This window comes from Wolbachia endosymbiont (group A) of Nomada flava, from assembly GCF_964027055.1.
GTDB classification, from domain to species: Bacteria; Pseudomonadota; Alphaproteobacteria; order Rickettsiales; family Anaplasmataceae; genus Wolbachia; species Wolbachia pipientis.
On sequence record NZ_OZ034725.1, the window covers coordinates 622,148 to 635,149 of the forward strand.

Annotated in this window: 11 protein-coding genes and 2 pseudogenes; 7 read left to right on the forward strand and 6 right to left on the reverse strand. The window is 36.0% G+C overall.

Features of this window, described 5'->3' with window-relative positions; genetic code table 11:
* Positions 1-103 precede the first annotated feature (103 nt).
* The 6 genes and pseudogenes from AAGD70_RS03295 to sfnG form a co-directional block, all read right to left on the reverse strand.
* On the reverse strand, positions 104-2,545 hold the full coding sequence (locus AAGD70_RS03295) for an ankyrin repeat domain-containing protein (protein ID WP_341814101.1): 2,442 nt from the start codon (positions 2,543-2,545) through the stop codon (positions 104-106).
* 62 nt (positions 2,546-2,607) lie between these two features.
* The gene (locus tag AAGD70_RS03300; protein WP_065094552.1) at positions 2,608-4,335 is read right to left on the reverse strand and encodes an ankyrin repeat domain-containing protein; all 1,728 of its coding nucleotides are present in this window, start codon (positions 4,333-4,335) and stop codon (positions 2,608-2,610) included.
* Between the two features lie 551 nt (positions 4,336-4,886).
* The gene (locus AAGD70_RS03305) at positions 4,887-5,540 is read right to left on the reverse strand and encodes a transposase (protein ID WP_082941385.1); all 654 of its coding nucleotides are present in this window, start codon (positions 5,538-5,540) and stop codon (positions 4,887-4,889) included.
* 37 nt (positions 5,541-5,577) lie between these two features.
* On the reverse strand, positions 5,578-5,847 hold the full coding sequence (locus AAGD70_RS03310; RefSeq protein ID WP_082941384.1) for an IS110 family transposase: 270 nt from the start codon (positions 5,845-5,847) through the stop codon (positions 5,578-5,580).
* A 347-nt stretch (positions 5,848-6,194) separates the two neighbouring features.
* Positions 6,195-6,502 (reverse strand): annotated as a pseudogene (locus AAGD70_RS03315) (transposase); the annotation flags it as partial.
* A gap of 159 nt (positions 6,503-6,661) precedes the next feature.
* Positions 6,662-7,447, reverse strand: coding sequence for a dimethylsulfone monooxygenase SfnG (gene sfnG / locus AAGD70_RS03320; RefSeq protein ID WP_218914935.1), 786 nt, complete (start codon positions 7,445-7,447; stop codon positions 6,662-6,664).
* A 47-nt stretch (positions 7,448-7,494) separates the two neighbouring features.
* Between sfnG and AAGD70_RS03325 the strand changes: the two genes are divergently transcribed.
* The 7 genes and pseudogenes from AAGD70_RS03325 (at position 7,495) to AAGD70_RS03355 (ending at position 12,558) form a co-directional block, all read left to right on the forward strand.
* Positions 7,495-8,327 (forward strand): IS5 family transposase gene (locus tag AAGD70_RS03325; RefSeq protein ID WP_264718686.1). Its coding sequence is split into 2 segments (ribosomal slippage): positions 7,495-7,861 and positions 7,861-8,327, totalling 834 coding nucleotides; the frame shifts between segments, so codons are not numbered across the junction.
* Between the two features lie 24 nt (positions 8,328-8,351).
* A pseudogene (locus tag AAGD70_RS03330) lies at positions 8,352-9,230 on the forward strand (phage portal protein); the annotation flags it as partial.
* 33 nt (positions 9,231-9,263) lie between these two features.
* Positions 9,264-10,274: a S49 family peptidase gene (locus AAGD70_RS03335; RefSeq protein ID WP_065095026.1), complete on the forward strand. Its 1,011-nt coding sequence runs from the start codon at positions 9,264-9,266 to the stop codon at positions 10,272-10,274.
* Between the two features lie 77 nt (positions 10,275-10,351).
* Entirely contained in the window at positions 10,352-10,723 is a 372-nt protein-coding gene (locus AAGD70_RS03340) for a head decoration protein (protein WP_065095022.1), read from the forward strand.
* 37 nt (positions 10,724-10,760) lie between these two features.
* The gene (locus AAGD70_RS03345; protein WP_065095021.1) at positions 10,761-11,765 is read left to right on the forward strand and encodes a major capsid protein; all 1,005 of its coding nucleotides are present in this window, start codon (positions 10,761-10,763) and stop codon (positions 11,763-11,765) included.
* Complete coding sequence (locus AAGD70_RS03350; RefSeq protein ID WP_065095020.1) at positions 11,765-12,076, forward strand: hypothetical protein; 312 nt, start codon at positions 11,765-11,767, stop codon at positions 12,074-12,076. The genes AAGD70_RS03345 and AAGD70_RS03350 overlap by 1 nt, the downstream gene beginning before the upstream one ends.
* Positions 12,073-12,558: a phage tail protein gene (locus tag AAGD70_RS03355; protein ID WP_410541903.1), complete on the forward strand. Its 486-nt coding sequence runs from the start codon at positions 12,073-12,075 to the stop codon at positions 12,556-12,558. Before AAGD70_RS03350 ends, AAGD70_RS03355 begins: the two co-directional genes overlap by 4 nt.
* Positions 12,559-13,002: the final 444 nt, after the last annotated feature.

Here is a 13,002-nt window from a genome sequence, read left to right on the forward strand (position 1 = left end):
CAATTGAAGCTCTTAAGTCGATACCACTGGTTGAACAGATACAAATAAGACAAATTTCTCAAAAAATCTTTTAAAATGTTAACTTAACATCACCATCACTTCATTATAGAAAACGGCCTACTGTTTCTTCAAGACTTGAAGCTTTTCTCATTTTTTCGCGCTTTGTCCAAGAGTCCACTTTTGTTGCATCAGATTGATTAATTGTTTCAGAACGAATCAACTCTCCAGATCTAGTAAAAAAACCTCGTTCAATAGCATCACGTACTGAACACCCACCAAGCAAACATTTTTCCCCTATTCGTTCCTCACAATTCTGTAATTTTTTCCACTTTTCTTGATCTTCTACTTCTACCTTTATTAGATTTTGCTTATCAGGGTATAATCTCACTTCCAACTCTCCCAAGCCAGTATCGAAAGTCAATACTATATTACTACCATCTGCTAGGCCTACATAATTCCTTATAGCGTTTTCCGTTATAATTTCTACCTCACTCTTACCTATCTTTATTATATTTCTTCCGTATTGTACACCTTCCTGAGTGATACCTAAACCCCTTGCTCCATTTGTAATCTTTGCAACATCTACTTTACTATCCTGTGAATATTCAAGATAGAGAGTAGAGTTGTCGATTTTTACGTCTCTTACCTTACCACTTGTTGCGCTTTGAACGATTGTTATGAAATCTAAAGCACGATTCTCATAATCTGCATAAGCGTTTTTCATATTAGCTTTGTGGCTTTCAAACTCTTCCAGTTCGTCAATTACATATATACTGCTTATGTTGTACAAAATTGCCCCTTTTGATATCAATTGACATACTATACCACTAGCAACCTCTATATTCCTTGAACCTTCGGAACTCTTTCTTAATTCACTAATCTTTCTTATCACAAAATCTGTAAAACTATATTCCTTTTCATATACCTTTCCGTATATACTACCATGGTTAGGAAAGTTCAGCCTTACCCCAAGTTCTATAGCTTCGTTTACAACGCGTTTTAACTCATCTATATCTTTGGATTTATTTACCCTACCCAAAAATATTTTCAACTTTTCCGACTGATCTAATATTAAATCATCCCATAGAGTTCTAAGCTTAGGCAAACGTTTTTTGTCCTTCCACTCTTCGTAATCAATCGCTCCTGCTTCTAGCAGCAACTTTTTTGCTTCTTTGAAATGAGTTTCATTACCATAACAAGCCTCCCTAATCTTTTGAAAAACTCGAGACTTTCCTTCGCAATCACGAAGATTGAGAATCTCTTTAAGACCTTCATTTCCTTTGTGCTGATTGAAAAACTTTCTTAGTCGATTAGTGTTAAAGCTATGACCGCAAATACCTTCTAAATCATTTTTTGCTTCCAATTGCTCCTGAGTTAAAAAGATCTGTTCTAAAAGATTCACTTCAAAAGGTTTTTTGTTAATAATTACAATGTCTAGAGGAGTTTTTCCTTGTCTGTCAGTTTGACCACGTGCTCCTTTTTTCAGAAGCAAAGGTATATTTAAAGTATTATAATAAGCAGCATAGTGCAAAGGTGTTTGCCCTTCACTGTTAACTATGTTAGGATCAGCACCAGATTTTAAAAGTAAAGTCATAAATGCACTAACTGCACAACCTATGTCTTTTTCCACTGCTAAATACTCCATACCTTGTATTACATGTAGTATTGTCAATTTGGATTCTCCCCTTTGAAGATTGAGAACAGCTTTTAGATCATCACCTTTGTTATCGTGTAAAAAGTCCTCAAACCTTGTAATGTCACAAAATGGAAAGTCTGTAAGAAGATTTAACAGTGCCTTATTCAAATTTTTTTGGTTATCTTTTAAATCAGGTACGTTGAAAGACCAATCAGATATTAAATTTTTGAATTTTTCCCTTTTAATAATAGAGGTCAAAGAGCTGTTATCACTAAGCAGCAACGAGTATTTAATTGACTCATACTTATCATCTACCCGCCCCTCCTTCTGTTCTACCTTTACCTCCTTTAAATACTCTGTATCATCATCTTTAATGCGTTTAGCTAGATCCTTTAAAAATTCAATATCTCTGTTTTCCAGTAAAGGTAATGCCCCCTTCTTCATGAGAATCGAGACCATTTTTGTACTTCGTCCAGCTAAGTATAATGGAGTGCGCCGTTTTTCATCTAACGCATTAACATCAGCTCCATTGTTTATAAGATACTCTACTATTTTTATTTTTTGGCTCAAGACAGCATGATGTAGAGGAGTGCTTCCGTCATTATACTTCTTATTAACACTTGCTCCATTTTTTATTAGGATCTCTACCATTCTTGTGTTCCCTTGTGAGATAGCATAATATAATGGATCACGATTGTACGCATCAATTGTGTTAACATCAGCTCCTCCTTTTATAAGGGTTTCTACCATTTGTTTGTTGTTTTTTAAAACAGCAAAACTTAATTGGCACAATGTACCTGGATCTACTTGCTTTAATCTCTCTTCTATTTTACTAACTACATTACTCTTACTTAAACGAACATCAGCGTTAGCAGAATTTAATACTTCCTGCAATTTATTCAATTCCATAACTCCACCTCGGTTAAAAATACTACGCACCATTTTCACACGCATGACATAAAATGCAAGAACTAATATGACATGCAACATTCGTCCTTAGGCATTTGAGGTAAGCTTTGCCTATTCACTTCACATTCATTTAGCCTACTATTAGGCTTTAATACTGCATATGTAATGCCACCAGCAATGGCCCCAACAATCAATGCAGCAGTAGCTGATATTGATAAACTAAGATGAATAGCAGTACATCCAATAGCCACACTTGTCAACATGGTCATTATCCCTACACAGAAACTGGTCTTTATTGCTCTATTAGTTATAGTTAGGTGTTTATTTTCTGTCACTTTTTGATACTGTATCACATTTTTATCATCAGCCAGACTTCCCGAGGTTTTGGGACACTCCCTTACTCGAAGACTAAGATACTTAACTATATCTTTGTAACCATTAGAATCTGCCAAATCGGAAGGAGTCTCACCTCTAAAGTTTTTTACATCAATAGTAGCCTTTTCTTCCTCTACAAGATATTCAACTATATCGTAGCGATTCATTCTAGCAGATTCATGTAATGGAGTATCGCCATTTTTTTCGCTTACTACATTAACATCAGATCCCTTTTCTAACAGAGCTTTAACTATGCCTAAACAGCCCACCTCACAAGCAATATGCAAAGCAGTGCATCCTTCTTCGTTTCGTGCTTCAAAACTAGCTCCTTTGTCTAACAGAAATTGAACTACTTCCAAATGACCACATCCAGCAGCTTCATTTAAAGCAGTATCGCCTTCATAGTTTGTTGCATTAATATCAGTACCTTTGTCTAATAGAGCTTTAACGATTTCTAAGTAACCCTCTCGAGCAGCAATATGCAATACACATTTGAAACTATTCTTTCGTATGTCAGCATTATTCATTTGGCCCAATAGAGCTTTAACTATTTCTAAGTGGTCCTCGCTAGCAGCAATATGCAAAGCAGTACAGTCTTCGTTGTTTCGTGCCTCAACACTGGCTCCTTTTTCTAACAGAAATTGAACTACGTCTAAGTGACACATTTCAGCGGCAATATGCAAAGGAGTGTCATTATCATCGGTTGCTTGGTTAATATTGATTTTTTCTTCACTTATAAAGTACTCAACCACTTTTAATTTACCCATTTCAGTAGCAGAATGAAGAGCAGTGCATCCTTCTTCGTTTCGTGCCTCAACACTAGCCCCTTTTCCTAATAGAACTTGAACTACTTCTAAGTGGCCTGCTTTAGCAGCAATATGTAAGGCAGTGTCACCATTATCTTTTTGCGCATCAACATCAGCACCATTATCTAGTAGAACTTGAATTACGTTTAAGTGACCCATCTGAACAGCGATATGCAGCGGAGTAGCTCCTTCATTGTTTATTACCTCAACAGTAGCTCCTTTTTTTAACAGGGTTCCAACGATTACGAAGCGGCCCCTGCCAGCAGCAAGATGCAAAGGCGTGTTACCATTGTTGTCTTTTATCTCAACACTAGCTCCTTTGTTTAATAGATCTTGAACTTTCTCTAAGGAACCATGAAAAGCAAAATTAAGTAAGTCAGTATGTATATTACTTTCGTGTACACAATGCTCATCTGTTTTTAAGTGACTATCGAGCGTAGCTAAATATGAATACGTAATATTTTGATTAACTTGATAAATTGGTATGGTCTGTGTTGCATAAAAACCTTGTTCTTTTGACCGCTTTTCTATTCCATCAACCATACTGTTCTCTTCTAAATCTGCTTGAATATTTATTGGACTAGATACTTCTTCCAATTGATTACCCACGACACTACCTTAACTTAAAAACTTATGTTTTAATTATTACACAATTATTATAATTAGCAATAGTTTTATATTTTTTTCAGAATTACAAATTTATTGTATTCAGATATAGGAAAATACCTTTTGTCTCTAAAAAACATTGCAACCAAGTATTACAAAGATTTCAATTATTTACTTCTTCAAAGATCCCAAAAAGATCGTATCTTTGTGAGAACAAGCTACGTAAAAGTAGGGTTATGAAAATAGGAACTTGCAATCTTTGCAACAAAGTCAGGGAAATTAGATACTGTCTCTACTGTCAACAAGTTATTTGATTAAAAAGAATAAAAAATGACAAGAAAATTTAGGCTTACATCTTCTATAAATTAGTGTAACTATGGATAAGTACTTTTAGTTTGTGTAGTCGTACTTATCCATAGTTACACTAACTTTTTCACCAAGCAACTCTGTCAAAGTCAAAGCAAAATGATACAATGTAATCTACTATAGTACCAGCATTTTAGGCATGGTCTTCTATGTTGAATGCTCAAAACTGTTGAACATAACTGTTAACATTATTTTACCAAATCACCATTGAATGGTTGATTGTTTTTAAGAATACCAAAAAATACATGCATTAGTTTTCTCATCAGCGCAACAATTATAACCATTGGGCATTTTCCTTTACTGGCTAAACGCTGGCAAAACTTTTGAAAGTGAGAATTACGGTTTCTGACTACTATAGCTGGCATATAAAGAGCTTTGCGAATACGCTCAGATCCTATTTTACATATTCGACTTTTTTTACTTACAGATGACCCTGATTGATAATGTCCTGGATTTAGACCAGCAAAAGCTGCAAATTGTCTAGCATGATCAAAATTATCAACTGATGGCATTTCTGCAACAACAGCAACAGCAGTAAGATATCCTATGCCTTTTACAGTCTTGATCTTTTCTATCATATTTTTTAGGTGTGGATGGTTATCTATATGCCCGTTAATTTCTCTCTCTAGCACAGCAATTTGTGTTTCTATTGTGGTAATTACTTCAAGTATGGCTTGTTTACAACTGGAATACATGTTTTTGTTTTCTAAGCGATTCGTTTGTTGCAACTTGTCATTTCTAAGCGTTTGCAAACAACGATAAAGTTCTCTTAAACGCCTAACTTCAGGAGAAATAGGTTTCCAAAGATCAGGTTTGTTAGCAATACAAAACCTAGCAATCATGGCAGCGTCTGATTTATCTGTTTTGTTTCTAAGTAGCTCACTTTTGCCAAAAGCTTTCTGGGTTTACCACGCTTACATTATGTCCCAGATCATACATAAAGGTAACTAAATCTTCGCTATAACAACCAGTTGCTTCGAGACACAGGTGAATAAAGTCTGCTCCATGTCCATTGCACCAAGCTACAAGCTTTTCAAAACCCTCTTGATTATTGTGAAAAACTTTATGTCGTTCTTTGCTGCCTATCAACAAGCAAGCATCAAATTTTTGTTTAGAAATATCTACACCTAAAACAGCATTGACTTGCATAAAACTACCTCCAAGACTATAATAAATTGAGAGTTTAGACCAACCTTGTAAATACGGGATATAATTCCAAAGATACTGTTCAGTCTTTTAACTCTATTGGAAGGGGAGCAAAATCTAATTTTCGGCCTTATTGGCGTTAGTTCGCATCCGGCTTCACCCTTCCCTGCAAGATATTTTAGCTCTAATACCTTACATCATAAAGATACAAGTTCATATGTGAATTTAGCTTAAATAGGCTATATGAATCACACAGTGCTTCAGAAAAGAACCCAACCTGCCACCTATCCACTCTGAGAGGGTATTATCTTTTCATGCTTCCAACCAAGCAATATACCACCTTCCCTTTACTTTTTTACTTTCATCATAACCCCTTTTTCTGTAGTTTTTACAGATTCAGGCACTTGGTTGCTCACTTCTTCCTATTTTTCGTCTATTATGCTTCGTAATTCATTTACTCAAAAATTCCCTGCTTTTTCTATTGCCTTATATACAGTCTTCCACATCAGAAAATCATTCACCAACCCTGTACGCAGTACATAGAAAATTGCTTCTGATATTTCTTTCTTACTATACTTTGGCTCCTTTTTTGTATGACACCATGAAATATTTTTCTATTCGACCTTTCACTTAAATCTGTTGGGTATTTTTTTCTCATTTCTTGCCTCATTTTGTATCTCTTAATACTATTCTAGTTTCTGGACAATCTCCTAGATCCAGAGATCAACTATGCTTTTGTAGAAAGTTCAGCAAGCCTTGTTTTCTTATGCAAAAAAATTAAACCCTATTTTTAAATCATCAGAAAACCAGTTTATCCTTATTCTAATTCACGAACTAAAGGAATAACCTCTTTACCAAAGAATTCCATTTCTTCTTGGAAATGCAAAAATGCCAACAATATCAAACTTACCCCTATATTCTTTAAGGCAATTATGCGTTCAGCAATTTGTTGTGGAGTACCAATCAGATTGGTTTTAAACCCATCGTTATATTGCACTAAATCTTCAAAAGTAGATTTTGCCCAGTTTCCTTCACGCTCAGGTGAAGCATTACCAGCATTCTGAACTTCATGATGAAAATCTTGTACTGCCTCAAAATCAGCATGTGCCAAAATTTCTTGTAGAACCTGTCGTGCATCTTCTTCAGTCTTATGCACAATAGCAAAGCCGTTTACACCAATCCTAACACGATGACCATTTGCAGCCGCTTTGACCCGGATATCATCTACTTGTTTTGTGATTTCTTCAATGTTGTTACCATTAGTAAAATACCAATCAGATACACGCGCTGCCATATCTCGTGCAGCACGAGAACTACCACCCTGAAAAATCTCAGGTAGTGGATATAATGGTTTTGGTTTTAATGAATAGTTACAGTAGCGATAAAAATCACCTGCAAAATTAAAACTAGACTCTGTCCATATACCACGCAAACAACGAATAAATTCTTCAGATCGCAGATAACGCTCATCGTGATCCAGCCAATGTTCACCAATGGCTTTAAACTCACTACGAAACCAGCCACTAACTATATTAACTGCAATGCGGGCGTTGCTTAGATGACTAATTGTAGAAATCTGTTTTGCTGCTAAGAGGTTGTCCACAAACCAAGGAATACGTAGTATATAAAGAAAGAATATTGAGGTAAGAGATGAGGAAAAAATATCCAACAGATTTAAGTAAAAGGGAATGGGCAAGAATAGAAAAACACTTCAGAGTATCGTACAAGAAAGGAGGAAGGCCACCAAAATACAGTAAGTGTGAGATAGTAAATGCAATTCTTTATATACTGCGCACAGGATGTCAATGGCGCTATTTACCACACGATTTTCCGCCGTGGAAGGCTGTGCATGAACAGTTTAGAAGATGGAAAAAGCAGGGAATTTTTGAGAAAATGAACTATGATATCACTAAATATAGTAGGTCAAAAATGGGAAGAAATGAGGAGCCGAGCGCATGCATAGTGGACAGTCAATCGGTAAAAACCACGGAAAAAGGGGGGTCAAAGGTTATGATGGTGCGAAAAAGGTAAAGGGGAGAAAAAGACATATAATCACAGATACTCAAGGATTTGTGCTTGGTTGCTATGTAGGAGCTGCAAGCGAAAATGACAGAGATGGGGTGAAGATGGCATTGGACAATATGAAGGAAAAATACAGCAATATTAAGAAAATGTGGGCTGATATGGGATACCAAGGAAAAGATTTAAAGGATTACGTAAAGAGAGAATATGGGATAGATATTGAAATTGTCAAAAGGCCTCCATGTAGGTTTTGGGTGCATAAAGATACACCACTAGAACTATTGCCACAACGGGATCCTGGATTTTCAGTACAGCCGAGAAGGTGGGTGGTAGAGAGGACTTTTGCTTGGATCAATAGAAATAGAAGGCTATCAAAGGAGTACGATTTACTTACAACATCTACTGAAAGTTTCATATATCTGGCTATGAGTAAAGTTATGTTAAGTAGGGAATATGCTTGATTTACTGGTTTGTGGACAACCTCTAACAAGCTTGGGCAAAGAGAAGCATATTACCTATTTAAAGAACACCCTGGTGAAGGCTCGTTTGGTGAATCAGTGAGAGTGCCAGCAAATGATGTTTTACATATTTATAGACCATTAAGACCTGGGCAAATCAGAGGGGAGCCTTGGCTTTCTAATATACTGCTGAAGCTTTATGAGCTTGATCAATATGATGATGCAGAGCTGGTGAGAAAGAAAACTGCAGCAATGTTTGCTGGATTTATTACAAGACTCGATCCAGAAGCAAATATCATGGGAGAAGGTGAAGCAAGTGAGCAAGGAGTAGCACTATCTGGCCTGGAACCTGGAACAATGCAGCTTTTAGACCCAGGAGAGGACATAAAATTTTCAGAGCCATCAGATGTTGGAGGAAGTTATGAAGCATTCATGAGACAGCAACTGAGGGCAATAGCAATAGGTACAGGAATAACATATGAGCAGCTAACAGGAGATTTAACAGGTGTTAATTATTCATCCATTCGAGCAGGGCTGATAGAGTTTCGCAGAAGGTGTGCAATGTTACAGCATAACGTGATAGTGTTCCAGTTTTGTAGACCTATTTGGAATAGATGGCTAGAATTAGCAGTACTTTCTGGAGAATTGAGTATAGATGAAAAAGTAGTAAAAGCAGCGAAAGAAGAAGTAAAATGGATACCACAGGGATTTGATTGGGTGGATCCTTTAAAAGACCAGCAAGCACAACAAATGGCAGTAAGAAATGGATTTAAGAGTCGAGCAGAGGTAGTATCAGAAATGGGTTACGATGTAGAAGAAATTGACCAAGAAATAGCAGAAGATCAAAAGCGAGCTAATTCTTTTGGACTTTGTTTCGATTCTGATGTTAATCATAAAGTAGAATAAGTGGAGGAAGTGGTGTGGATAAATAAACCAGTAATGGTAGAGAGAAGAAGCTTTGAACTACTATCGTTATATAACAGCAAACAACCTATCTTTAAGAACTTAAAGCATTTTCATATAAACCCAAAAGGAATAGCAATAATACGTATTTATGGAGTTTTGACTAAAAAAACAGAAGCTTTTGATCATATTTTAGATATGACTTCGTATGAAAATATTCATGAAGAGATAGAGAGCGCTTTAGAAGATAAAAGCATAGAGACGATTCTACTTGACATAGACAGTCCAGGAGGGGAAGTAAACGGTGTCTTTGACCTAGCTGATTTTATTTATGAATCAAGAACAAAAAAGAGAATTATTGCAATAGCAAATGATGATGCATATTCTGCTGCGTACGCTATAGCCTCTAGCGCTGAAAAGGTATTTGTGAGTAGAACTTCAGGAGTAGGAAGTATTGGAGTAATAGCAAGTCACATAGATCAAAGTAGGTTTGATGAAAAGCAAGGTATTAAGTACACCACAATCTTTGCTGGTAGTCGAAAGAATGATTTAAACCCACATGAGCCAATGACGTCTGAAAGTCTGGAAAGCTTACAAAAAGAAGTAGACCGACTATATGAAATGTTTGTGCAGCTAATAGCACGTAATCGAAACCTTTCTATAGAAGCAATCAAATCAACGGAAGCAGGGCTATATTTTGGGGAGAAAGCAGTAGAAATAGGTGTTGCAGATGGAGTTACAACATTTTTTGAATTTATCAACAATCATAAAAGTAGGAGTGTTAGTATGACAACTATTGAGGAAGGCTACGAGAACTGTCGTAGAGAAATTTTAGAGATAATAAGATTATGTAATATATCAAAGATGCCGGAAAAGATAGGAGAATTTATAGAGCAAAGCGTAAGTGTTGAGCAAGCCAGGGAAGTGTTAATGGAACTACTAGTAGAGCGAACAACAAAAGATAAAATTTTCAGCACTTTACCACAAAATTCATCAGAAGATTTGATGATACAAGTAGCTAAAGCTAGAGCACAATCAAGTATTTAAAGTATTTTTATAACCGCCGGGTACAACAACTACAAACATGGCGGTAAACTAAAGGGAAAAAAAGGAGAAAAGAAAATATGACATGTATAACTGAACAAAATAATCTGGGTGACTTATTAAAGTATGAGGCATCAAGTCTATATTCAAGAGATCAAATAACAGTAGCAAAAGGTCAAAATATTAAGCTTGGTGCAGTAGTTGCCAAAAAGACGGAAGATGGTTTTATTAGAGTACTTAATCCCGCTGGAACAGATGGCACACAAACAGCGATGGGTGTAATAGTAAGTGATGTAAATGCAATAGAAAATACTAGAGCGGTAATTATTACTCGTGTCGCAATGTTAGCAGATCATGCAGTTGTGTGGCCAGCAAATATCACTGAAGAACAGAAAGCTGCAGCAATAAAGCAACTTGAAGGACGAGGGATCATCATCTGCAAGGGAGCTTAAAAAAACTATTAAAAACACAAAAGGGGGAAAGTAAAAAATGCAAAATCCATTTACAAATACAGCATTTAGCATGACGGCACTAACAAATGCGATAAATATATTGCCGATAAATTATGGACGAGTTGAAAATTTAAATTTATTTCCAAGTAGGTCAGTAAGATTTAGACATATTACCATAGAAGAGCGAAACGGAGTATTAAGTTTACTACCAACACAAGTTCCAGGAGCACCAGCAACAGTAGGAAAACGCGGCAAAAGAAAGGTAAGAACATTTACGGTTCCGCATATTCCACATGATGATGTAGTGTTACCAGAGGAAGTACAGGGAATAAGGGCATTTGGATCAGAGAGTGAACTTAAAGCGCTGGCAGATGTAATAACCGATCATTTGCAATTGATGAGGAACAAACATGCAATAACATTGGAACATTTGCGAATGGGAGCGCTGAAAGGAATAATTTTAGATGCTGATGGGTCAGAATTATTAAATCTGTACAACGAATTTGAAATAACACCAAAAGTAGTAAATTTTGCCCTTGGAACAGCAACAACAGATGTAAAACGTAAGTGTTTGGAGGTATTGCGACATATTGAGGATAACTTAAGTGGTGAATATATGACGGGAATTCATGCACTGGTAAGCCCTGAGTTTTTTGATGCATTAACTTCCCATAGTAAGGTGAAAGAGGCATATGAGAGATGGCAAGAAGGAGCAGCGCTAAGGAATGATATGAGGTCAGGATTTACATTCTGTGGAATAACATTTGAGGAATATAGAGGGCAAGCAACTGACCCTGAAGGAACGGTGAGAAGATTTATTGAGAAAGATACAGGGCACTGTTTTCCACTAGGAACAGCGAGCACATTTACAACATATTTTGCACCAGCAGACTTTAATGAGACAGTAAATACTCTTGGACAGCCACTATATGCAAAACAAGAGCCAAGGAGGTTTGATAGAGGGACTGATTTACATACGCAGTCGAACCCTCTGCCAATGTGCCATCGTCCGGCAGTTTTGGTAAAAATTAGTTCTAGTTGATGAATATAGGAAAATTATTGGAAGATTGTTTTGAGCATTTAGGAGTGGAAGCCATATATTGTAATAAAAATAAGGAGAGTATTCGTAAAATAAAAGTGCTAATTAAACGTCCTGAGACTACGTACTCTCTAGGTGCAGATGGAGCATTAACTCAGCAAATTGCTTCTATAGAAATACGTGATCAGGACGTTACTTCCTTTAGCATAGGTAATTATATCAAGATTGAAAAAAGGTTCTACAAGATTTTTGAACCACCGTTAAAAGATTCTTCGAGTGAAATATGGAAAATTGAGGCAATAGAAAGTGTTTGATTAGTAACAATATTAATGAAATAATCTCCAATATTGAAAGAAAAGAGCAGAAAATAAAACTGGCAACTATAAAAGCGTTAAACAAAACGGCACTATGGTTAAAAGCGCAAGCAGCTAAGGAAATCAGTGAGGAAAAGAAGATAAAATTAAGTTTGATAAGAAAGAGATTAAGAATTTTTAAGGCGAAAACTAGCAGATTAGAAGTGTTAATTAGAGCAAATCTCTATGACATTAGAGCATGGACAATTGGCAAAATACAAAAAACAAGAAGAGGATCGAAAGTAGGAAAGCATGAGTTTATAGGAGGATTTGCAGCAGTTATGCCAAAAGGAAATAGCGGTATGTTTAAACGTGAAGGAAGAGCAGCATTGCCAATAAAGGAAGTTAAGTTGCCACTCGAACTAGAGGCTTCAAGGATAATAGGAAATCTTGTTAATTATGAGGTTGAGGAAGTGTTTGAAAAGTTCTTTGAACGTGAATAGATATATTACATACTACTAATATGTAATATATTATATATATAAAGGAATCTGCCATTCTGCCAACTTGCTCAAATCAGCCATAGAAGGGAACTTTGGAACATATTTCAAGTTGGCAACTTTCTGCCATTCTACCAACTTATTACTTTTTCTAAGCTACTGATTTTCTTATATTTTTATCAATTTTAAGTTGGTAGAATGGCAGATTCTTCAGTTTGCCAACTTGCCATCTTGCCAACTTAATATATAATTCTACTATCTCCTTTTGCAATGTTATACATTTCTTGGTTTTTAGCTGTTAACTGCATTTGGTAAAAGATAATAATTTGGAAATTTTTGGTATAATCTGTGCTCCTAGGTCCTGATCTTTCTCAAGCAGCTCATTGAAATAGTATTTTCTCTCCTCTCTTTAATTCCTTAGTCCTACTATATTCAAATTTTCAGATA

Bases quoted from the DNA above. Each gene is read 5' to 3' on its own strand.
- AAGD70_RS03295 (WP_341814101.1), bottom strand. From the start codon at position 2,545: ATGGAATTGAATAAATTGCAGGAAGTATTAAATTCTGCTAACGCTGAT.
- AAGD70_RS03305 (WP_082941385.1), bottom strand. From the start codon at position 5,540: ATGATTGCTAGGTTTTGTATTGCTAACAAACCTGATCTTTGGAAACCT.
- AAGD70_RS03310 (WP_082941384.1), bottom strand. From the start codon at position 5,847: ATGCAAGTCAATGCTGTTTTAGGTGTAGATATTTCTAAACAAAAATTT.
- AAGD70_RS03335 (WP_065095026.1), top strand. From the start codon at position 9,264: ATGGTAGAGAGAAGAAGCTTTGAACTACTATCGTTATATAACAGCAAA.
- AAGD70_RS03340 (WP_065095022.1), top strand. From the start codon at position 10,352: ATGACATGTATAACTGAACAAAATAATCTGGGTGACTTATTAAAGTAT.
- AAGD70_RS03345 (WP_065095021.1), top strand. From the start codon at position 10,761: ATGCAAAATCCATTTACAAATACAGCATTTAGCATGACGGCACTAACA.
- AAGD70_RS03350 (WP_065095020.1), top strand. From the start codon at position 11,765: ATGAATATAGGAAAATTATTGGAAGATTGTTTTGAGCATTTAGGAGTG.